At 66.0% G+C, this 21,259-nt stretch carries 20 protein-coding genes and 1 pseudogene; 13 read left to right on the top strand and 8 right to left on the bottom strand.

Going from position 1 to position 21,259, the window contains the following annotated elements:
• The first annotated feature begins 122 nt into the window (after positions 1-122).
• Positions 123-1,004: a 3-hydroxybutyryl-CoA dehydrogenase gene (locus DWA33_RS23290; protein WP_114360873.1), complete on the top strand. Its 882-nt coding sequence runs from the start codon at positions 123-125 to the stop codon at positions 1,002-1,004.
• Between the two features lie 19 nt (positions 1,005-1,023).
• On the opposite strand, the gene DWA33_RS23285 is transcribed toward DWA33_RS23290, so the two are convergent.
• Positions 1,024-1,938, bottom strand: coding sequence for a LysR family transcriptional regulator (locus DWA33_RS23285; RefSeq protein ID WP_114360872.1), 915 nt, complete (start codon positions 1,936-1,938; stop codon positions 1,024-1,026).
• Between the two features lie 94 nt (positions 1,939-2,032).
• Here DWA33_RS23285 and DWA33_RS23280 point away from each other — a divergent pair, with 94 nt between their 5' ends.
• Together DWA33_RS23280 and DWA33_RS23275 are read left to right on the top strand one after the other, a co-directional pair.
• Positions 2,033-2,833 (top strand): NAD(P)H-dependent oxidoreductase, encoded by an 801-nt coding sequence (locus DWA33_RS23280; RefSeq protein ID WP_114360871.1) that lies wholly within the window; start codon positions 2,033-2,035, stop codon positions 2,831-2,833.
• Between the two features lie 137 nt (positions 2,834-2,970).
• Positions 2,971-3,159, top strand: a complete 189-nt coding sequence (locus DWA33_RS23275) for a hypothetical protein (RefSeq protein WP_114360884.1) — start codon at positions 2,971-2,973, stop codon at positions 3,157-3,159.
• A gap of 174 nt (positions 3,160-3,333) precedes the next feature.
• On the opposite strand, the gene tlpA is transcribed toward DWA33_RS23275, so the two are convergent.
• The gene (gene tlpA / locus DWA33_RS23270) at positions 3,334-4,020 is read right to left on the bottom strand and encodes a thiol:disulfide interchange protein TlpA (RefSeq protein ID WP_114360870.1); all 687 of its coding nucleotides are present in this window, start codon (positions 4,018-4,020) and stop codon (positions 3,334-3,336) included.
• 95 nt (positions 4,021-4,115) lie between these two features.
• Here tlpA and argH point away from each other — a divergent pair, with 95 nt between their 5' ends.
• Genes argH through lysA form a run of 3 tightly spaced genes read left to right on the top strand, consistent with a single transcriptional unit; the run spans position 4,116 to position 7,122 of the window.
• Complete coding sequence (argH, locus tag DWA33_RS23265; protein WP_114360869.1) at positions 4,116-5,513, top strand: argininosuccinate lyase; 1,398 nt, start codon at positions 4,116-4,118, stop codon at positions 5,511-5,513.
• A 55-nt stretch (positions 5,514-5,568) separates the two neighbouring features.
• Positions 5,569-5,850: an LPS translocon maturation chaperone LptM gene (gene lptM, locus DWA33_RS23260; protein WP_114360868.1), complete on the top strand. Its 282-nt coding sequence runs from the start codon at positions 5,569-5,571 to the stop codon at positions 5,848-5,850.
• Positions 5,851-5,856: 6 nt separating this feature from the next.
• Positions 5,857-7,122: a diaminopimelate decarboxylase gene (lysA, locus tag DWA33_RS23255; protein ID WP_114360867.1), complete on the top strand. Its 1,266-nt coding sequence runs from the start codon at positions 5,857-5,859 to the stop codon at positions 7,120-7,122.
• Positions 7,123-7,363: 241 nt separating this feature from the next.
• Here the strand turns inward: lysA and DWA33_RS23250 are convergent, their stop codons facing one another.
• Entirely contained in the window at positions 7,364-7,744 is a 381-nt protein-coding gene (locus tag DWA33_RS23250) for a carboxymuconolactone decarboxylase family protein (RefSeq protein WP_107346272.1), read from the bottom strand.
• A gap of 159 nt (positions 7,745-7,903) precedes the next feature.
• Between DWA33_RS23250 and DWA33_RS23245 the strand changes: the two genes are divergently transcribed.
• The gene (locus tag DWA33_RS23245; RefSeq protein WP_114360866.1) at positions 7,904-10,462 is read left to right on the top strand and encodes a TIGR02302 family protein; all 2,559 of its coding nucleotides are present in this window, start codon (positions 7,904-7,906) and stop codon (positions 10,460-10,462) included.
• Between the two features lie 199 nt (positions 10,463-10,661).
• Here DWA33_RS23245 and DWA33_RS23240 read toward each other — a convergent pair whose 3' ends face one another.
• Positions 10,662-11,042, bottom strand: a complete 381-nt coding sequence (locus tag DWA33_RS23240; RefSeq protein ID WP_114360865.1) for a response regulator — start codon at positions 11,040-11,042, stop codon at positions 10,662-10,664.
• A 59-nt stretch (positions 11,043-11,101) separates the two neighbouring features.
• A complete protein-coding gene (locus tag DWA33_RS23235) occupies positions 11,102-11,998 on the bottom strand; it encodes an MJ0042-type zinc finger domain-containing protein (RefSeq protein WP_114360864.1) in 897 nt (298 codons plus the stop codon).
• Between the two features lie 143 nt (positions 11,999-12,141).
• Here DWA33_RS23235 and ftsE point away from each other — a divergent pair, with 143 nt between their 5' ends.
• The 4 genes from ftsE to DWA33_RS23215 all read left to right on the top strand — a co-directional run bounded on the left by ftsE (position 12,142) and on the right by DWA33_RS23215 (position 15,492).
• A complete protein-coding gene (gene ftsE, locus DWA33_RS23230) occupies positions 12,142-12,801 on the top strand; it encodes a cell division ATP-binding protein FtsE (RefSeq protein ID WP_011160268.1) in 660 nt (219 codons plus the stop codon).
• On the top strand, positions 12,794-13,780 hold the full coding sequence (locus tag DWA33_RS23225) for a cell division protein FtsX (RefSeq protein ID WP_167443270.1): 987 nt from the start codon (positions 12,794-12,796) through the stop codon (positions 13,778-13,780). The genes ftsE and DWA33_RS23225 overlap by 8 nt, the downstream gene beginning before the upstream one ends.
• A 160-nt stretch (positions 13,781-13,940) precedes the next feature.
• Positions 13,941-14,666 carry a YdcF family protein gene (locus tag DWA33_RS23220; protein WP_114360862.1) on the top strand — a complete coding sequence of 242 codons (726 nt, stop codon included), beginning with the start codon at positions 13,941-13,943 and terminating at the stop codon, positions 14,664-14,666.
• Positions 14,667-14,679: 13 nt separating this feature from the next.
• Entirely contained in the window at positions 14,680-15,492 is an 813-nt protein-coding gene (locus tag DWA33_RS23215) for a lysophospholipid acyltransferase family protein (RefSeq protein WP_114360861.1), read from the top strand.
• A 21-nt stretch (positions 15,493-15,513) separates the two neighbouring features.
• Here DWA33_RS23215 and DWA33_RS23210 read toward each other — a convergent pair whose 3' ends face one another.
• A complete protein-coding gene (locus DWA33_RS23210) occupies positions 15,514-16,092 on the bottom strand; it encodes a gamma-glutamylcyclotransferase (protein ID WP_114360860.1) in 579 nt (192 codons plus the stop codon).
• A 1,144-nt stretch (positions 16,093-17,236) separates the two neighbouring features.
• Here DWA33_RS23210 and DWA33_RS25035 point away from each other — a divergent pair.
• Positions 17,237-17,839, top strand: a complete 603-nt coding sequence (locus tag DWA33_RS25035) for a hypothetical protein (RefSeq protein ID WP_147270302.1) — start codon at positions 17,237-17,239, stop codon at positions 17,837-17,839.
• Here DWA33_RS25035 and DWA33_RS23195 read toward each other — a convergent pair.
• Positions 17,840-18,798 (bottom strand): annotated as a pseudogene (locus DWA33_RS23195) (IS1595 family transposase).
• Between the two features lie 391 nt (positions 18,799-19,189).
• Positions 19,190-19,666: a hypothetical protein gene (locus DWA33_RS23185; protein WP_114360857.1), complete on the bottom strand. Its 477-nt coding sequence runs from the start codon at positions 19,664-19,666 to the stop codon at positions 19,190-19,192.
• Between the two features lie 180 nt (positions 19,667-19,846).
• On the opposite strand from DWA33_RS23185, the gene DWA33_RS23180 reads away from it, so the two are divergent.
• On the top strand, positions 19,847-21,040 hold the full coding sequence (locus tag DWA33_RS23180) for a DUF2125 domain-containing protein (RefSeq protein ID WP_114360856.1): 1,194 nt from the start codon (positions 19,847-19,849) through the stop codon (positions 21,038-21,040).
• Positions 21,041-21,259: the final 219 nt, after the last annotated feature.

Below are 21,259 nucleotides of genomic sequence, written 5' to 3'. Positions count from 1 at the left end.
GTTGCGGAAGCCTTAAGCGTTAACCGGCTAACTGTCCGGGCGCCGAAACACGGACAGCGGCGCGGGAATGTGCGAAGATGCACCGGCCGCGAGACGCGGCTGTGCTCCGAACGAGATGAGAGATGGCGGCAGCAATTAAAAAAGTCGGCGTAATCGGCGCGGGGCAGATGGGCAACGGCATCGCTCACGTGGCCGCCCTCGGCGGGTTCGACGTGATCCTGAACGATGTCTCCGCCGACCGGCTGAAATCGGCGATGGCCACCATCAACGGCAACCTGTCGCGCCAGATCGCCAAGAAGCTCATCACCGAAGACGCCCGCAAGGCTGCGCTGGCGCGGATCACCGCGACCGAGAAGCTGGACGGGCTGTCCGACTGCGATCTCGTGATCGAGACCGCGGTCGAGAAGGAAGAGACCAAGCGCAAGATCTTCAGCGAGCTGTGCGCGGTGCTGAAGCCGGAGGCGATCGTCGCCTCCAACACCTCGTCGATCTCGATCACGCGTCTGGCCGCCTCGACCGACCGGCCGGAGCGCTTCATCGGCATTCACTTCATGAATCCGGTGCCGGTGATGGAGCTGGTCGAGCTGATCCGCGGCATCGCGACCGACGACGCCACCTTCGAGACCGCGAAGGCGTTCGTCACCAAGCTCGGCAAGCAGATCGCGGTGTCCGAGGATTTCCCGGCGTTCATCGTCAACCGCATCCTGTTGCCGATGATCAACGAGGCGATCTACACGCTGTACGAAGGCGTCGGCAACGTCGAAGCCATCGATATGGCGATGAAGCTCGGCGCGCATCACCCGATGGGACCGCTGGAGCTGGCCGACTTCATCGGCCTCGATACCTGCCTGTCGATCATGCAGGTGCTGCACGAGGGGCTCGCCGACTCCAAGTACCGGCCGTGCCCGCTGCTGGTGAAGTACGTCGAAGCCGGCTGGCTCGGCCGCAAGACACAGCGCGGTTTCTACGACTACCGCGGCGACAAGCCGGTACCGACCCGCTGATCGGATCGCTCGACCGTTCTCATTCGATCCCCGGCACGCTCCGGATCTGCTCGGCCAGGAAGTCGATCAGCAGCCGCACGCGTGCGATCCCGGCGCGCTCCGGCACGATCAACAGATTGAGCGGTACCGGCGGCAGCCGATACTCCGGCAGCAGAACCTCGAGCCGCCCCGCCTCCAGCAGATCGTCGACCAGCCAGCGATGAGTGGCGGCGATGCCGCGCCCGGCGATCATGGCTTCGCGCGCCGCGAGCCCGTGATCGACCCTGAGCCGGCCGTCGAACAGCACCCGGTGTGTCTCCTGATCCGGTCCCTGCAAGACCAGCATGTCGCTGCCGGCGACGTTCATCATGCGGACGCCCTGATGGCGCGACAGGTCCTGCGGCGATTCCGGCCTGCCATGCGCCGCCAAATAGTCCGGCGAGGCCACCAGCAGGCGGTGGCTGTGGCCGAGCGTTCGCAGTTTCAATGAGCTGTCGGTCAGCGGAGCCAGCCGGATCGCCAGATCGACGCCCTCGCGCACCAGATCGACCCGCCGATCGGTCAGGCCGAAATCGATGCCGATCTCCGGATAGCGATCCTGGAACGCGAAGATCAGCCGGCTGGCGTGCAGCACGCCGAACGAGGCCGTGCAGGAGAGCCGGATGGTGCCGGCGGCCGCCCCGGAGGCACCGAGCGCTTCGTCGCCGGCCTGGTCGAGCAGCCGCAGGATCTGAATGCAGCGCGCGTAATAGCGGCTGCCTTCTTCGGTCAGCGTCACCCGGCGGGTGGTGCGGCTCAGCAGCGGTGCACCGACCGCGGCCTCGAGCTCCTGCAACTGCCGGGTGACGGTGGACTGGCCGACATTGAGGTCGCGCGCGACCGCCGACAGGCTGCCCCGCTCGGCGATGCGAACGAAGGTGCGGATGCGCTCGATCGTGACGGCTGATCTATCCATTTTTCGGAACAATCATATCGATAATCCGCAGCTACTGGAATAGTCGCGGCAGCGCTACCAGCAGGCTCTGATCATCACTGCAAGGAGCCTGGTCGTGAAAGTCCTTCTGGTATTCGCCCACCCCGAACCGCGCTCGCTGAACGGCGCGCTGCGCGACGTTGCGGTCGCGGAGCTGCAACGTCTCGGCCACGAGGTCCAGGTCTCCGACCTCTATGCCCAGGGCTGGAAGCCGGCGATCGACCGCGGCGATTTCCCGACTCTGCCGCCGGACGAGCGGCTGCTGCCGACCGTCGCGTCGAAGGCGGCGTTCGATGCTGGCGAACTGACCCAGGACGTCCGCGACGAGATCGACAAGCTGCTCTGGGCCGACGTCGTCATCCTGCAATTCCCGCTGTGGTGGTTCAGCATGCCGGCGATCCTGAAAGGCTGGGTCGAGCGGGTGTTCGCCTGCGGCTTCGCCTATGGGGTCGGCGAGCACAGCGACAAGCGATGGGGCAATCGCTACGGCGAGGGCGTTCTGGCCGGCAAGCGCGCGATGCTGATCGTGACCACCGGCGGCTGGGAGCAACACTACGGCCCCCGTGGCATCAACGGGCCAATCGATGACCTGCTGTTCCCGATCCATCACGGCATTCTGTTCTATCCGGGCTGCGAGGTGCTGCCGCCCTACGTGCTGTATCAGGCCGGTCGGCTCGATTCGGCCGGGTTCGACGCGGCGGCCGAACGGCTGCGGGAGCGGATGCGCACGCTGGCCGAGACGCCGTCGATTCCGTATCGGCGCCAGAACGGCGGCGACTATCTGATTCCGACCATGGAGCTGCGGCCGGAGCTGGGCGCGTCCGGTGCCGAAGGCTTTGCGGTGCACCTGAGCGAGGGATCCGGCTCCACGGCTTGACGCCGCCGTTCCCGACGCCGGCTGTTCGGCCGCTGTCCCCTGGGCAGCGGCGCGATCGATGCAGTTTCATCGAATGCGCGCCGCCTCGCTTCGGATTGTTAACGATTTGCTGCCAGACTGATTGCATGGACATGAGCATGATCAGCGCGGCGCTCGCCATGCAGGCCAGCAGCACGCAGATGCAGATCGCGACGACGCTTCAGGCGTCGGCTTCGCGCATGGAGCGTGACACGGTGCAGACGCTGCTCGGCACCGGACAGGGTGGCTCGCCTTCGCTCGCCAATGTCGGCCCCGGCGTCGGCGGCAATCTCAACATCAGCGCCTGATCCGAGCTCTCCAAGCGGTCATTGCCATTGATCAGTCATTCCGGGGCGCGCCGTCAGGCGCGAACCCGGAATCTCGATGTGATGGAAACGGCCGAGTGCTCAACAACCTCGGGATTCCGGGTTCGGGCGCAGCTCCGCTGCCCCCGCCCCGGAATGACCGCAGGTGGCTGTCGGTTACTTTCTACCCGCCGCGATCGGCTTCACCGCGGCCTTGATCAGCGTGGTCGCATCGGCGCTGTTCCATTCGGCCGGACCGGCGATGGTGCCGATCTCGCAGCCGTTGCCGTCGACCAGCACCGAGGTCGGCATGCCGAGCGCACGCCCGACCGATTTGAGATCCTGAAACACCTTGGCGGTGGGGTCGGCGAAGTAGCTCAGCCGGGTCAGCTTCTCCTCGTCGAGGAATTTTCTCGGCTTGGCGGGGTCGCGGGTGTCGATGTTGATCGCCACCACCTCGAACCGCTCGCTGCCGAGCTGCGCCTGCAGATCGTCGAGCGCCGGCATTTCCTTGCGGCACGGCACGCACCAGGTCGCCCACAGGTTCACCAGCACGGTGCGGCCGCGGAAGTCCGACAGTTTCTTGGGCTCGCCGGCGCCGTCGGTGAAGGCGAGGTCGGGCAGCCGCAGCGGCGACGACGCCATCGTCACCGCCGCCACCTCGCCGCGCACCAGCGGCTTGAGCTGCTGAGCCAGCGCCACCGCCGGGCGGCACACCGGGTCGCCGCCCGCATTGCGCTGCAGCCCGCCAATCCCGTATATCCCGGCGGCGCCAGCGACGACGAGCACGGCAATCGTGGCCAGAAGGATGGTCAGGCGGCCGGCCCGGCGCGGCGGGACGGAATTCGGCTGGGATTCAGTCATCGAACAATCGGCGATCGGCAGGCCGCGCAGGTTCGCGGGCGGCTGCTGGTGATGAAATGTGATTGAGACGCGAGCATGATCGTGAGCGGCGACAGATGAGCAACAAGATGTGGGGCGGCCGATTCACCGATCGCCCCGACGCGATCATGGAAGAGATCAACGTCTCGATCGACGTCGACCGCCATCTCTACGCCCAGGACATCACGGCGTCCAAGGCGCATGCAGCCATGCTGGCCGCGCAGGGCATTATCACCGCGAACGATGCGAAAAATATCGGCAAGGGTCTAGACACGATCCTGTCAGAGATCGGGGCCGGCAAATTCACATTCAAGCGCGCGCTCGAAGACATCCATATGAATGTCGAGAGCCGGCTGGCCGAATTGATCGGCCCGGCCGCCGGGCGCTTGCACACCGCGCGTTCGCGCAACGATCAGGTCGCGACCGACTTCCGGCTCTACGTCCGGGATGTGCTGGACGAAACCGATGCGGCGCTGGCGGCGCTGCAGCAGGCGCTGGCGGAGCGCGCGCTGGAACAGGCCGAGACCGTGATGCCCGGCTTCACCCATTTGCAGACCGCCCAGCCGGTGACCTTCGGCCATCACCTGATGGCCTATGTGGAGATGGTGGCGCGTGATCGCGGCCGGTTCCAGGACGCCCGCAAGCGGCTGAACGAAAGCCCGCTCGGCGCCGCGGCGCTGGCCGGCACCTCTTTCCCGATCGACCGCCACGCCACCGCCGCCAAGCTCGGCTTCGACCGGCCGATGGCCAATTCGCTCGATGCGGTGTCGGACCGCGACTTCGTGCTGGAGACGTTGTCCGCCGCCTCGATCTGCGCGGTGCATCTGTCGCGTTTCGCCGAGGAGATCGTGATCTGGACCTCGCCGCTGGTCGGCCTGATCCGGCTGTCGGACAAGTTCACCACCGGCTCGTCGATCATGCCGCAGAAGCGCAATCCGGACGCTGCCGAGCTGGTTCGCGCCAAGACCGGCCGGGTGATCGGTGCGCTCAACGGCCTGTTGATCGTGATGAAGGGCCTGCCGCTCGCCTATCAGAAGGACATGCAGGAGGACAAACAGGGCGCGATGGAAGGCTTTGCGGCGCTGTCGCTGGCGATCCGCGCGATCACCGGCATGGTCCGCGACCTCGAGCCCGAGCCGGAGCGGATGAAGGCGGCGGCCGGCGAGGGCTATGCTACCGCGACCGATCTGGCCGACTGGCTGGTGCGGACGCTGAAGATGCCGTTCCGCGAGGCGCACCACGTCACCGGCCGGATCGTCGGCCTCGCCGCCAAGAAGGGCGTGGCGCTGCACGAATTGCCGCTCGCCGAGATGCAGTCGGTCGAACAGCGCATCACCAAGGACGTGCTGGCGGTGCTGAGCGTCGAATCCTCGGTGAAGAGCCGCACCTCGTACGGCGGCACTGCGCCGAAGAACGTCCGCAGCCAGGCCAAAGCCTGGCTCAAGCGGCTCGCCAAGGACGGCAAAACGCGCTGAGGGCGGCCGCCGTCCGGCGGTTTTCGGGGGCTCGCCAGCGCGGCGCAATCTCGGTATGGTGCCGCGCCAATTGGGGATATTCGACGTGAATCGCGTGACCAACCCATCGCGATGGGCGCTTCTGGTGATTGTGGCGGCGACGCTGGCATTGTCTGGCTGCGGCCGTAAAGGCGGCCTCGATCTGCCGCCGGGCGCAGCCGACACCCCGTCGGCCGCTCCTGCGAGTACGCCGGAGGCCAAGGGCGACGTGTTCGACTCGTCCTACGGCACCAACGCGCCGCCCTCCGCCGCCAAGGGGCGGAAGCGAAGCACCATTCTCGATCCGCTGCTGGACTGAGCGCAGATGCGTCATTTCGACTACCGCGCCGGCGTGCTGCACGCCGAGGACGTCAGCCTTGCGTCGATCGCCAAGGACGTCGGCACGCCGTTCTACTGCTACTCGACCGCCACGCTGGAGCGGCACTACCGGGTGTTCACCGAGGCCTTCGCCGGCCTCGATACGCTGGTGTGCTACGCCATGAAGGCGAATTCCAACCAGTCGGTGCTGCGGACGCTGGCGAGGCTCGGCGCCGGCGCCGACGTGGTGTCGGGCGGCGAATTGCAGCGCGCGCTGGCGGCCGGGATTCCGCCCGGCAAGATCGTATTCTCCGGCGTCGGCAAGACCGAGGCCGAGCTGCGTGCCGCCCTCGCCCACGACATCAAGTGCCTCAACGTCGAATCCGAGCCCGAACTCGAGCTGTTGTCGCGGCTCGCGGTCGAGACCGGGAAGACCGCGCGGATTTCGCTGCGGGTCAATCCCGACGTCGATTCCGGCACCCACGCCAAGATCTCGACCGGCAAGTCCGAGAACAAGTTCGGCATCCCGATCCGCCACGCCCGCGAGGTCTATGCCCGCGCCGCGAAGCTGCCGGGCATCCAGGTCACCGGCGTCGACGTCCATATCGGCAGCCAGATCATCGATCTTGGGCCGATGGAAGTGGCGTTCCGCATCGTCGCCGAATTCGTCCATGTGCTGCGCGGCGACGGCCACACCGTCAGCCACGTTGACTTCGGCGGCGGGCTCGGCATCCCGTACTACGAGGATCGCGACGCGCCGCCCGAGCCGTTCGCCTATGCGGAGATGGTCAAGCGCGTCACCCACAATCTCGGCTGCACGCTGCTGTTCGAGCCGGGCCGGATGATCGTCGGCAACGCCGGCATCCTGGTCGCGCGTGTGATCTATGTGAAGCACGGCGACGGCAAGACCTTCGTGATCATCGACGCGGCGATGAACGACCTGATCCGGCCGACGCTGTACGAGGCGTATCACGAGATTTTGCCGGTGGCCGAGCCCGCGCCCGGCGACGCCACCATGGTGGCCGATGTCGTCGGCCCGGTCTGTGAAACCGGCGATTACTTGGCGCTCGACCGCAGGCTGCCGGAGCTGAAATCCGGTGACCTGATCGCGATCATGACCTCGGGGGCCTACGGCGCGGTACAGGCCGGAACCTACAACACTCGCCCCCTGGTACCAGAAGTGCTGGTGAAGGACGATCAGCTCGCGGTGGTGCGTCCGCGGCTCACGGTCGAGCAGCTGATCGCGATGGACACCCCGGCGCCGTGGCTGTGAGCCAGTCTCTCGTCTGAGATGAGGGGTGGGACCGCCAGACGCGGCGTACAAATTCCTGGCGGTCCCGATCGCGCTTGAAATCCGCGGCGGTGAACATGCGGCTTCACCTGCCGACGCGCGCGACGGCCGACCGTAGCGAACCGGTGAATCCGAGCAATTTGAAGTGCTTTTTAACCTAACCGCTCAACCTTAACGCGGCGGCCGGACCCGTCGCGCTGGTTTGCAAGTACCAATTCTGACCTCAGCCCTTGTCGATCTCTGCGAACACTTCGCGGGCGATCCGGAAGCTGTCGACGCCGGCCGGGATGCCGGCGTAGCAGGCGACCTGCATGAAGATCTCGCGGATCTCGTCCTTGGTGACGCCGTTGGTGAGTGCGCCCTTGATGTGCGCGCGCAGCTCGTGCGGGCGGTTGAGGATAGCGATCATCGCCAGGTTCAGCATGCTGCGGGTCTTCTTCGGCAGCCCGTCGCGTCCCCAGATCGCGCCCCAGCAGTACTCGGTGACGAGTTCCTGGAACGGCTTGTTGAAGTCGTCGGCGTTTTTCAGCGCGTTCTCGACATAGGCCTCGCCCAGCACCGCCTTGCGGATCTCCAGCCCCTTGTCGTGCGTCGTCTTGTCCATTGCGGATCCTCTGGTGGGAAGTTCACCGGAACACTACGGGGCCCCGGCTGTGCCGTCACGCGTTCGTGTCGCAGCGTGATGCGCGCAGTGGTGGCGCAGGGCGGTGCCTCATTGCCGCCGTTGTGCTACGCTGCTGTGAGCAGCAACCCGGAGAGATGGTTGAGCGGCAGCATTCCCGATCCGTCGCAGGCCCCGCACGATGAAGAGGCGGTGGCGCGGCTGCACCTGGACAAGGCGATCGGGCGCGCAAAGCTGGCGATCGCCTGGGAACGGGCGTGGCCGCATCTGGCGCGGCTGTTCAGCGTCGTCGGGTTGTTCTTGGCGCTGTCCTGGGCCGGACTGTGGCTGGCGCTGCCTTTTTCAGGGCGGATTGTCGGGTTGGCGCTGTTCGCTGCGCTGGCGCTCGCCGCCCTGGTTCCCGCCGTCAGGTTCCGCTGGCCGAGCCGCGACGATGCGCTGGCACGGCTGGACCGCAACACCGGCCTGAAACACCGCCCGGCCACCGCGCTCGGCGACACCCTGGCGTCGAACGATCCGGTGGCGCGGGCGCTGTGGCAGGCGCAGCGCGACCGCACGCTGGCGACGATTCGCGGTCTCAGGCCCGGGCTGCCGTCGCCGCGGCTGCCGATCCACGACCCGTGGGCGCTGCGCGCCCTGGTGGCGATCCTGCTGGTCGCGACCTTCATCGCCGCCGGTGAGGAACGCAGGCCGCGGGTGATGGCGGCATTCGACTGGAACGGCGCGATGGCGTCGTCCAGCGTCCGGGTCGACGCCTGGGTGACGCCGCCGGTCTATACCAACAAGCCGCCGATCATCCTCACCTCCGCGTCGAACAAGGAGCTCGCCACCCCGAGCAGCGGCGCGCTGCCGGTGCCGGTCGGTTCGACCCTGCTGGTTCGCTCCAGCGGCGGCGATCTCGACGTCGCGGTCAGCGGCGGTCTGGTCGAGATCAAGCCGGACAGCGAAGCCCCGAGCGGCACCAGCGAACGGCATTTCCGCATCACCGCCGACGGCACCGCGCGGGTGCGGGCGCCGTCCAGCGAGGCGCCGTGGAGCTTCACCGCGACGCCGGACCGGCCGCCGGGAATCGCCCTCGCCAAGGAGCCGCAGCGCCAGGCCCGCGGCTCGCTGCAACTGTCCTACAAGCTCGAAGACGATTACGGAGTGACCGAGGCCGAGGCGCAGTTCGCGGTCCCGCCGGCCGCCCAGGCGCCGGGGACCAAGCCGGCGGATGCGCCGCGGCCGCTGTTCGAGCCGCCGCAGTTCAAGCTGGTGCTGCCCAATGCCCGCACCCGCGCCGGCGTCGGCCAGACCGTCAAGGACATCAGCGAAGATCCCTATGCGGGCGCCGAAGTCGCGCTGACGCTCACCGCCAAGGACGAGGCGGGCAACGAGGGCCGCAGCGAGCCGTTCACGATGAGGCTGCCGGAGCGGCTGTTCACCAAGCCGCTGGCGCGCGCTTTGATCGAGCAGCGCCGCATCCTGGCGCTCGACGCCGGTGCCAACAAACAGGTTTACGCCGCGCTCGATGCGCTGCTGATCGCGCCGGAAGTGTTCACCCCGGACGCCGGTCAGTATCTCGGCCTCTACACCATCGCCGATCAGCTCGAGCGTGCCCGCACCGACGACGCGCTTCGCGAGGTGGTGGGCAATCTGTGGTCGCTGGCGGTCTCGATCGAGGACGGTGATACGTCGGATGTCGAAAAGGCGCTGCGCGCCGCACAGGATGCTTTGAAGGACGCGCTGGAGCGCGGCGCCTCGGACGACGAAATCAAGCAGCTCACCGACAAGCTGCGCGCGGCGCTCGACGCCTACATGCGTCAGCTCGCCCAGCAGCTCCGCAACAACCCGCAGCAGCTCGCCCGCCCGCTCGATCCGAACACCAGGGTGATGCGGCAGCAGGATCTCGACGCCATGATCCAGCGGATGGAGCGGCTGTCGCGCTCCGGCGACAAGGAAGCCGCCAAGCAGTTGCTCGATCAGCTCGCGCAGATGCTGGAGAACCTGCAGATGGCGCAGCCCGGCCAGGGCGGCGACGACGGCATGGAGCAGGCGCTCAACGAGCTTGGCGACATGATCCGCAAACAGCAGCAGCTCCGCGACAAGACCTTCAAGCAGGGCCAGGACCAGCGCCGCGACCGGATGCGCGGCCAGGACGGCGAGCAGAATCTCGGAGACCTGCAGCAGGATCAGCAGAGCCTGCACGATCGGTTGCGCAAGCTGCAGCAGGAGCTCGCCAAGCGCGGCCTCGGTCAGAGCCCGCGCGGCGACAAGGGCGAGCAAGGCCAGCAGGGCCAGCAGGGCCAGCAGGGCGAGGGCGGCCTCGACCAGGCGGATTCGGCGATGGGTGATGCCGAAGGCCGGCTCGGCGAAGGTAATGCCGACGGCGCGGTGGATTCACAGGGCCGCGCGCTGGAGGCGCTGCGCAAGGGCGCGCAGAAACTCGCCGAAGCGATGCAGCAGGGCGATGGTGAAGGTCAGGGCGACGGCCAGGGCAACCGGCCCGGCCGCCAGCAGAGCGGCGCCAACCAGACCGATCCGCTCGGCCGGCCGCTGCGCGGCCGCGATCTCGGCGACGACCTCACCGTGAAGATCCCGGGCGAGATCGACGTCCAGCGCGTCCGCCGCATCCTCGAAGAACTCCGCCGCCGCCTCGGCGATTCCGGTCGCCCGCAGATCGAGCTCGACTACATCGAGCGGCTGCTGAAGGACTATTAAGTCGGCTTGTCGCGAGCCCCGTCATTCCGGGGCGCTCGCGCAGCGAGCGAATCCGGAATCCAGAAGTTGGAGCGCCGAGCGGCTCCCACAAATAGGAATCTCTCTGCCCGCGTCGCCCTCACCCCAGCCCTCTCCCGCAAGCGGGAGAGGGGGCGCGCTGTGGCTCGGGGATGGCGTTGATCTTCCCGCCGCGAGGGTGTCAACTACTACTCTTCTTCGCCGCCAGTGCATCCGCCACCGCGGTGCGAATGTCGGCGACGGAGAACGGCTTGGTGACGACGTCGTGCACGATGGCGTCGAGGCCGGAGGCGCGTTCGCGCTGGTCGGCGAAGCCGGTCATCAGCAGGATCGTCAGCTCGGGGAAGTCGCGCGCCGCCGCCAGCGCCAGCGCGATGCCGTCCATGATCGGCATCTTGATGTCGGTCAGCAGCAGGTCGAACCGGCCGTTCTGGCTGGTGAGGATCTCCAGCGCTTCGCTGCCGTCTTCGGCCGTGACGGTTTCGTGGCCGTCCATGCCGATGGCGCGCGCGACCAGCAGGCGCATCGATTCTTCGTCGTCGGCGATCAGGATGCGCGCCATCGTCCTATTCCCTCGTCGCGGCCGGCGCCGGGCCGCGTGCAGCAATCGTCATCATGGTGTCAGGCGCCGCCGGCCGCAATGTCGCGCCGGTTGAAGAAGCGCACGTCGATCGTGCGCGCCTCTGGCGGGGGCGATGCCAGCCGGGTTCGGAACCAGGCCTGTTCACCGGGACGCAACGCCTGTTGCTCCAGCACCGCGTTCCAGGCGTAGATTTCGGTGCCCTTGCCGTCGCGTACGGCGAAACGCAATCGCGGCAGTTCGACCGGCCGCTTGGCCTGGCCGATGATCAGGCCCTCGATCACCAGCACTGGCTTGGCATCCACGGTCTCGCGGCTGATCTTGACGTCCTTGATCGCCAGCCCGCGCAGGTTCACTTCGAAGCCGATCATCCGGTAGAACGCCGCGGTCTGCGGCATCAGCCGGACGATGTCGGTGCGCCAGATCAGCAGGCCGAGCGCGACCGAACCAAACGCTGCGATCGCCATCGGCGCCGTCAGCATCGATTTGGCGGTCTTGATCGGCTCCTTGCGCAGCGCGGCCAGCCGCTCCTTGAAGCTCGGCGGCCGGCGCCGGGTGCCGAACGAGGGCTTGCGCTTGCGGCGCCTCGGCAGCACCTCCTCGTCATCGCCCGGTGCAGGTTCGCTCGCCAGCGCCCGCACGAACGGATCAGGATCGTCCTGCCCCGGCAGTTCGGCGGTGATCGGCGGGCTTTCCACCACGGGGGTGTCCTGCTCGTCCTCGGTCACGCCCCATCCGGGATCATTGGCAAGGTCGTTGTCGGCCGGCTGCTGGTCTTCGACCGTCATCGCGGCGACGCGAACGTCGCTCTGCACGTCTTCGGGACGCGCCAGCCAGACTTCCTTGCACCGGGAACAACGCACCGTCCGGCCGGCATCTCCCAGTTTGGCCGGATCGATCGCATAGGATGTCGTACAATGCGGGCAGACGATATGCATGGCGAATCGCTGGCTATAAGGTTCGTCCGATCGTACCGGCCGTCCGTTAACGAATCGGAAACCATAGCCGCCTCACAACGGCGGCACGGGCAGATGGCGTGGCGTGCCCTTTCTCCCCGCGCCGATCGAAATCGGAGCTGAACGTGGTCCGCTTCGAAAATGTCGGTCTGCGCTATGGGCTGGGTCCGGAGATTCTCCGCGACCTCAATTTTGCAATTCCGGCGCATTCGTTCCAGTTCCTCACCGGCCCGTCCGGCGCGGGCAAGACCTCGCTGCTTCGGCTGCTGTTCCTGTCGCTGCGGCCGACCCGCGGACTGGTCAATCTGTTCGGCAACGACGTCTCGCTGCTCGGCAAGGACGAGGTCGCGGCGCTGCGCCAGCGCATCGGCATCGTGCTGCAGGACTTCCGCCTGCTCGACCACATGACCACCTATGAAAACGTCGCACTGCCGTTCCGGGTCACCGGGCGCGACGAGTCGAGCTATCGCAAGGAGGTCATCGACCTGTTGAAGTGGGTCGGACTGGGCGACCGGATGGATGCGCTGCCGCCGGTGTTGTCGGGCGGCGAGAAGCAGCGCGCCGCGATCGCCCGGGCGGTGATCGGCCGGCCGCATCTGCTGCTCGCCGACGAGCCGACCGGCAACGTCGATCCGACGCTCGGGCGCCGGCTGCTGCGGCTGTTCGTGGAATTGAACAAGACCGGGACCGCGGTGGTGATCGCCACCCACGACATCAATCTGATGGATCAGTACGAGGCGCGCCGGCTGGTGCTGCACCAGGGGCGCCTGCACGTGTATGAATAGGCAAGGGCCATTGCGCAGAGCCGACGAACGCGACGTCATGGTCGACCTCGGGAACGAACGCCCGCAGGTGCCGGCGAAGGCACGCAATGCCTCGCCGATCGTGCCGCGCGCCTCGATCGCGGGCCGCGCGCTGGTCGCCGTGGTGGCGATCATGACCTTCCTGGCATCGATGACCACCGGCGTGGTGCTGCTGATCAGTGCGTCGGCGGCGGAGTGGCAGTCCGAAGTGTCGAGCGAGCTGACCGTGCAGGTTCGTTCGGTGCGCGGCCGCGATCTCGATCGCGACGCCGAGCAGGTCGCCGAGGTGGTGCGCAGCCAGCCCGGGATGGTCGAGGTGCGCATCTTCACCAAGGACGAATCCGCCAAGCTGCTGGAGCCGTGGCTCGGCACCGGCCTGTCGCTCGACGATCTGCCGGTGCCGCGGGTGATCGTGGCGCGCACCGTTCCGGGTCGCGGTCTCGATCTCGGCGAGCTGCGCCGCCGCGTCACCGAGATTGCTCCCAGCGCGACGGTGGATGATCACCGCGCCTGGATCGAGCGGATGCGGTCGATGACCGGCGCCACGGTGTTCGCCGGCATCGGCGTGCTCGGCCTGGTGATCGTCGCCACTATCATTTCGGTCTCGTTCGCCACCCGCGGCGCGATGGCGGCCAACCGGCCGATCGTCGAAGTGCTGCATTTCGTCGGCGCCAGCGACCGCTATATCGCCAACCGATTCTTCCGACACTTCCTGCTGCTCGGTCTGCAGGGCGGTCTGATCGGCGGCGGCGCGGCGATTTTCGTGTTCGGCTTTTCGGAGTCGGTCGCCACATGGTTTTCCGGCACGCCGATCGGAGACCAGTTCGCGGCGCTGCTCGGTACCTTTTCGCTGCGTCCGACCGGCTATCTGGCGCTCGCCGGCATGGCGGTGTTGATCGCCGGGATCACGGCTTTGGCTTCGCGGCGCACGCTGTTCAGCACCTTGAATTCGATCGAATGAGCCGCGGATGACCGGGCTGCTGCTGCCGCATCGCCGCGGCGCTTCGACCATCCGGCGGACTCCCTTTCGCCCGAAATCGCATTAGAGTCCGGAACGCCCCGCAACGCCGCAACCCGCGGCCGCGCGGGTGCTCCGACAAACCGAGGTATATCGGCGTCCGATGGTGCCGTCGTCCGATCGCATTTCGCAGCAACCGTCGTCCGACCGGCCGGTCCGACGCTGCGGCACGTTGCGCGCGACCATCGTGGTGATGCTGGCGCTGGGTTTCGTGGCGGCGGCGGGTGGCTTCGTCATGTTCCTGTCGCAGCTCCGCGGCGCCGAGCAGCAGCCGCGCCACGACGCTGACGGCATCGTGGTACTGACGGGCGGCTCGTCGCGGGTGTCCGACGCGGTGGAATTGTTGGCTGCAGGTTACGGCAAGCGGCTGCTGATCTCCGGTGTGCACCGTATGAACGGCGCCCGCGACATTTCACGTTCGGTGCCGGAGAGCCGCGACTGGTTCAGCTGCTGCGTCGACCTCGACCGCTCCGCGGTCGACACCCGCAGCAACGCCGCCGAAACCCGGCGCTGGGTGCAGGAGCGCGGCTTCCGCTCGCTGATCGTGGTGACGTCGAATTACCACATGCCGCGGGCGATCGCCGAAATGTCCCACGCCATGCCGGACGTCGAATTGATCCCGTTCGCGGTGATCGGCGACAAGTGGCGCGACGAGCCGTGGTGGACCAGTGGCGGAACCCTGCGGCTCTTGCTATCGGAATACGCCAAATATGTCGCGGTCGAGCTGCGGGTCAGGCTGGCGAGGCTCGGCATCGAATTCCCGCCCGAACCGGCCGAGCAGGCCGACCCCGCCGGCCCCCGCAAGCCGGCGACCGCCCTCGTCAATTGATCGGACCGTTCCGATGTTCGTGATCTTCCTGCGTTCGTTGATCTTCAACGTGCTGTTCTATGTGGCGCTGGTCGGCTGGGTGCTGGTGGCGGTGCTGGCCGCGCTGTTCTCCGGCCGGGCGGTGGTCAAGGTCGCCAAGCTGTGGGGCCAGAACAGCATCTGGCTGATGCGATTGGTGTGCGGCACCAAGGTCGAATTCCGCGGCCTGGAGAAGATCCCGCAGGGCCCGCTGATCGTCGCGCCGAAGCATCAGTCGATGTGGGAAACGTTCGCGCTGCTGCAGTTCTTCGACCAGCCGCTGTACATCCTCAAGCGCGAGCTGACCTGGATACCGGTGTTCGGCCAGTTGCTGCTGCGCGGCGGCATGATCGCGATCAACCGCGCGGCGGGCGTCAAGACGCTGGTCGAAATGGCGCGCCGCGCCCGCGAGGAAGTGCGCCGCGGCCGGCAGTTGATCATCTTTCCGGAAGGCACCCGGACCCCGGTCGACGCCCCGCCGAACTACAAGACCGGCGTCGGCCAGATCTATGTCGATTGCGGCGTGCCGTGCCTGCCGGTGGCGCTGAACGCCGGGCTGTTCTGGCCGCGGCGCCAGTTCATGCGCTACCCCGGCACCATCGTGGTCGAATTCCTCGATCCGCTTCCGGCCGGCCTCGATCGCCGCGAGTTCCTCAGGCAGCTCAGCGACGCGATCGAGACCGCCACCAACCGCCTGGTGGCGGATGCCCGCAAGGAGCAGGCGGAGCTGTTCGGCCGGGTGCCGAGCGCCAAGCCGCATCATCAGGTCAAGTCGGCGCCGAAGCCGGAAAGCGGACAGACCGGCTGATCGCCCCCTACCCCGGCTTCATCAGCGCGGCGCCGGCGCCTCGTCGCGCAGCGCTTCGGCGAGCTGGTGCAGCGGCAGGTCGCGGCAACCCTGCGCTTCCAGCGCCTTCACGGTGGCGATCACATAGTCGCGGTTCGGGCCGGAGCGGCCGTGCCCCTGGCGGACGTGGCGCAGCTGTTCGGCGGCGGACAGCCGGCCGGCATATTGCGCGTGGCCGCGGTCGACCACGTAAGCCAGCGCGCTGATCCGCCGCCGGGCGTCGTCCTCCAGCCATACCGAGCGCTTGACCTCGCGATACACGCTGGTGACCTGCTCGCGCTCGCGCAAATACGCCACCGTCGCCATTCGCTGCGGATCGGCGACCCGGAACGCGATGCCGCGGCAGGCGCCGCCGCGATCGAGCCCGAGCACCAGGCCGGGCTGCTCCGGCGTACCGCGGTGGACGAACGAATACACGCACAGCGCCCGGTGCTCGCCGATCAGCCGCGCCGGCACCCGCTCGACGAAGTCGAAGCCGGGATTCCACATCAGCGAACCATAGCCGAACACCCAGAGGTCGCCCTCGGACAGTTCGGAGTCGGTGAGCGTTTTGGCGGACATGCGGTGAGGCGGGCTATCGTGCAAATGACAAATTCAGTCCTTACCGCATCGGGCTGCGAAGCGTGAGCGGTTTGCCGCGCGGGCTGGCCGCGTTCGCGGCATGGCGTGCGGCAGCCGGTCGCGGATTTCCGGCCTTAGGTAGCAAATGCACCAAACCAGGGATGGCCGGCTCTGTGTGATTCACACAAGATGCCGGGATGTCAGACACCATCCGACGCGCCCGCACCGACACCTACGAGAACACCGTTTCCGGCCTTCTGACGAAGCGCGCCGACCTATTCAACGAAGCCCAGCGCATCCGGGACCGCCTGGCCGAGATCAAGAACGACGTAGGGGGCTATAGACCGGGTTCTCGGAACACTGGGCTATACGGGCGACCTAGACGCGGAGATGCCTCGCCAGAAGCGGGAAGTCCTGTTCGGGCGTGGGGAGCTTACCCGGGTCATCCTAGACGAGCTGCGGGGCGCTAAAGAGCCGATGACGAGCCGGCAGATCGCTCAGGCCATTGTCGCCGTTGGCGGGCAGGATGCGCGGGATAGGGGACTGATTTCCGAACTTACGAGACGAGTCAGTAAGGCTGTTCGTAAAGGCAGTCTTGGCATATCGGTGCGCCGGTCTATGGATATCAAAGGAGACTGCCACTGGTCCTTGCCAGAGACTTGATGAGCGTGTCATCCTACCTATTTAATCTGTAGTGGAATGACTGCAGCAGCCTTCAACGAATCATTGACAAATAGGTCAATGCTGCGCTCGATGGGGTTGATTCGATGCGGCCGCTCCGTTAAGTGACTCAAAATGTTCACGTTCGCGCCAGCGCGCGGAACGCTGGCGGGCGTTTTTTTGTTTTTCAACCCTTCACTGCTACACGTAGTGGTGTCCTTAGACGGGAGTGGACACAATGCCTAGCTCAACTGATTCGCGGTTCCTTCGGCGGCAATTTCCTGCAGATGAGGCGATCAGGCGGATGCGGTCGGTTCCGGACAACAACAACGACGATCCAACGGATGTCCGCGTTTTAATCTCGAACTTAGACGCGCAGAACGAAGAGATGTCTGCTGGAGAGGCGGAGTTTCTTGCTGAGCTGAGGAAACGTCGCGCCCTTTGAACGCGCGCGTGTGGACTTGTTTTTGGGTAGGGGGGCGGCGTGCCCATCAAAGGCCGAGAGGACAGTGTCCTCTCTAGCCGTGCTGAATTTTTCAAGCACGCTTTAGAATTGGTTTGCAACTCGGCGGTAAATCGTGGGCGACTACTCTTTTATCATGAGGGCGCTCCGCATTTATTGGCCCACGTCTATTTCGCCCTGCACGACGCATTTAAGTCGTATTATCTACGGGATGGACATCTTACCGATGCGGCGAAGCGGGCAGCCGTTTCTTGCGCTGCCGTTATCGCTGTTGCCCCTCTGCACTTGAATCCGGACGAGCCGCCAGTCATCGATCTCAGTTGCGATGAAGACGCAGATTATCCCAATCCATTTTTGGCCGTCCGTTGTGCGGCGGCGTTCCTGCCCCATCCGTTTCACAAGAAAACATGGGATGCTCGCAGGCGGGACTATGTAGGGTTTACCGGGCTTAGATTCCCTAGCGTCGACCCGATTATTGATGAGTGGGCGAATAACGGGGGAATTGTGAGGTCTTCATGGGCTCCTCCTCCGTTGAGCGCTCAGGAGGAATCCGTGTTAGCCCTCCTCGCAAATGGCTTTCAGACGGCAGCATTACTTCAGGTTCCAGAGCAGGAAGGCCGCTAATTACCGTTGCCAGTACCCTTGCCACTGACGCGAAACCGGGTGCGCCAGCGTGGTGTTGGCCACCATCAGATATTGTTCGCCGTTGCTAACGCGGCGATTGTTCTCGCGCCACGCCATTTCGTGCGCGTAGGCTGAGAGATACGGACCTGCCACCTTTGGTGGATGCCGATCTCAGCACGGCGAAGGCGCGAGAAGTAGCTTTCGGCCTGATTGGTGCAGGCCTCATCGTGCGAGTAGGCTTCGCTGTGATTGATCCGCTTCGTCAGGAAGCGGGCGTGCAGCGCGTCCCAGTGAACGGCTTCGTCAGCATGGACGACGCTGCCGGGAGCAACGCGGCTGGCGATGGTCGCAAGCGAGGCGTCTTCCGACTTGAACACGAACGGCAGAGCCCGGCCGCCGCGCTCGCGCATCACGACCACGACGCGGCGCTTGCCGGTCTGGTTGACAGCGCGGCGACGGTCGCGGCGGTTCTCTTTGTAGTTCGCCGGCTTCACGTAGCCGCCGAAATAGCCGCCGTCGACCTCAACCTCGCCGGAGACCGTTTCGTCGGCCTCGGAAGCCATCGCTTCGCGGATATTGTGAGCCATCACGAAGGCCGTCTTATACTGGCAATCCAGGCCCCGGCTGAGTTGCAAGGCGCTGTGACCCTTGGCGCCGTTCACAAAGATCGCGATGGCCAAGAGGTAATCGCGGATCGGCAGCTTGCGGCTGGCGAAGATCGTACCGGACGTGACGCTGAATTGGTGCGAGCAAGCCTTGCACTTGAACAGCTTGCGAGTGGTGTAGGTGTAGACGGCGGCGCAAGCGCAGCGCGGGCAGACCGGGGCGCCATCAGTCGCGGCCCAACGGATCAGGAGGAAGGTATCGTAGGCTTCCTCGTCAGAAAGGCGCGCGACCTTGGCCGCAGGCGCGTGCGTTTCCCTTTCGACCGTGCGGGACTTTGAGAAGGGTCGGCGCACGCCGATCGCGAACAATCTGGCGGCAATGAAAGCTGCGCTGGAAAGGGCTGGCGTGGCATTTTTGGACGAAGAAAATAGGCGCGGCATCACGGCGCCGCGCTAGACGGATTCGGCTGAATCTGCTAAGAAAAATGGTGGAGGCGGGGGGTGTCGAACCCCAGGGGGAGACGCTGCAAATCGTTCCCTGGCACCGGCCATAACCGCCCCCACACCCTGACCCTTGCGGGTCAGGGCTCTAGGTCAGTGATCTTATAATGTCCGGATCACTTGCCACATGACGCACCTCCTTTCGCGAGGGGTTGCACATACTGCTCGGGGCCAGTTCTCAGGCCGGTACCCCTTGCAGAGATTCACCGGAGCCTCACGGCTCCGGTTTTCGTTTCTGGCCTATTCAGCCAAAAATTTCTTTCTGATTCGGTCCAGGGCCATCGCCCCATTCGAGCAAGCCGTAGCCGCCGTGTTCCCGAACATTGTTCAGGGTCTTAAAACCAGACAGATAGGCCGAAAGAGCCTTGTTTGGCTCCTTACCGCCGATATCAACCCCGGCCCGTTTTACCGCAGTCAAAAGCTCTCCTGACGTAGCCCGCCTGCCGATCTCTTTGAGAAAAGAAACTGAGACCCGTTCAATTTGGGCGGTTTTCGTTTGTATGGACGGATCACGCAAAGCCATTGATTTGACCTGCACAGGAGCGCCGCCGATGTGTTGCGGAGCCTGAACCGCAGGCGCGGCTGCAAGGTCGTCCCACCCGTAAAGGCCTATGATTTGTTGGGCCGCCAATAGCTTCTGATAGTCGGGGTTGCTCGCAAGTTTTGCCTTAAGCCTCTCTACCTCAGCCTTGGCAATTTTTACGATCTCAGAATCAGACATGGCACGACCTTCCTTCTGAGTCGTTCTATGACGACTCAGAAGGAAGGTCAAGAGCGCTCTGGGTTCTTAGAACCTAAGGGGAACGGGTTCTGGGGATGGGGCTTGGTGAGTTTGCTGCCTAATGCCGCGGATTTCCTTTTCGGACTTCCCCCCTTAAACTTCCCCCCTTAAGTAGGCGCGATGGCAGATTCCACGATGTCCCCCCGCCGCCCGCTGTGGCCGGTGCTGCTGCTCCCCGGTGTCATGGTGGCTGCGGCGCTCGCCTGGAGCGCGTTCTGGCTGTTTTCGGCGAGCCAGGTCGACCGCATCGTCGATCAATGGCGGGCGCGCGAGGCGGCGGCCGGCCGCAGCTATGATTGCGGCCAGCGTTCGGTGGCCGGTTTTCCGTTCCGGCTCGAAGTCCGCTGCGACAATGCCAGCGTTGCGCTGACCGCGCAGACCGCCGAGCAGGCCGCGACCCAGACCCCGGTGACCGCGAAGCTCGCCGAGATCCTGGTGGTGGCGTCGCTGTATCAGCCCAGTCTCCTGATCGCCGAGTTCAAGGGCCCCGCGAGCTTCGCCGATCGCGGCCAGCCGGTGTCGATGGAGCTGAACTGGAAGACCGCGCGCAGCAGCGTCGCCGGGCTGCCGGGCACGCCGGAGCGCGTCGCTCTGGTGTTCGACGAGCCGGCGCTCGACGGCTTCCGCGGCGCGACCCGGGTGCCGCTCGCCCGCGCCCGTCACGCCGAGCTACACGGCCGCCAGCGCGAGGCCGCCGGCGCCGAGCCGCGCCAGCTCGAAGTCGATCTCAAGCTCGACGGCACCTCGGTGCAGGACCTGCACCCGCTGCTCGCCGATCCGTTCGACGCGCATCTGCGGCTGCTGCTGAGCGGCCTGAAGGATTTCTGCCCCAAGCCGTGGCCGCAGCGCTTCCGCGAGATCCAGGCCGCCGGAGGCCGCATCCGGTTCGAGCAGGCGCGGATCCAGCAGGGCGACATGGTGGCGGTCGCGACCGGCTCGCTCGAGCTGACGGCGCAGGGCTATGTCGACGGCGAATTGCAGATGGTGGCCAGCGGGCTCGACCAGGTGATCCCCAAGCTCGGCATCGACAAGATGCTGGAGCAGGGCGTGTCGCAATCGACGCTCGATCGCCTCGCGCCAGGCGTCCGCGCCAAGGACGTCAACAACGTGCTCGGCGCGCTCGACCGCGCCATTCCGGGCCTCGGCCAGGTGATGCGCAAGAACGCCAACGTCGCGGCCGTCGCCGGCATCGACGCGCTCGGCCAGGAAACCACGCTGGAAGGCCGCCCCGCCCGCGCCTTCCCACTGCGCTTCGTCGACGGCGCGGTGATGCTGGGGCCGCTGAAGATCGGACAGACGCGGCCGTTGTTCTGAGGAGACGCCAGCCGCGGTGAGCCAGAGGCCGTCATTCCGGGGCGCGAGCGCAGCTCGCGAGCCCGGAATCCCGAGATTATTGTGCGCGACTTCGTCGAGCAGCCGAGATTCCTGTATCTGCGAGGTGCTGGTGCATAGTCAGCACGACAGAGGCCGCTCGGTAGATTCCCGGCCGATCATCTCGCCGTAACCCGGTGCGGGCGCCTCTGTCGGTGTTGC

It is taken from the genome of Rhodopseudomonas pentothenatexigens (genome assembly GCF_900218015.1).
Lineage (GTDB): Bacteria > Pseudomonadota > Alphaproteobacteria > Rhizobiales > Xanthobacteraceae > Rhodopseudomonas > Rhodopseudomonas pentothenatexigens.
This window is presented reverse-complemented; position numbering and strand designations above follow the sequence as displayed.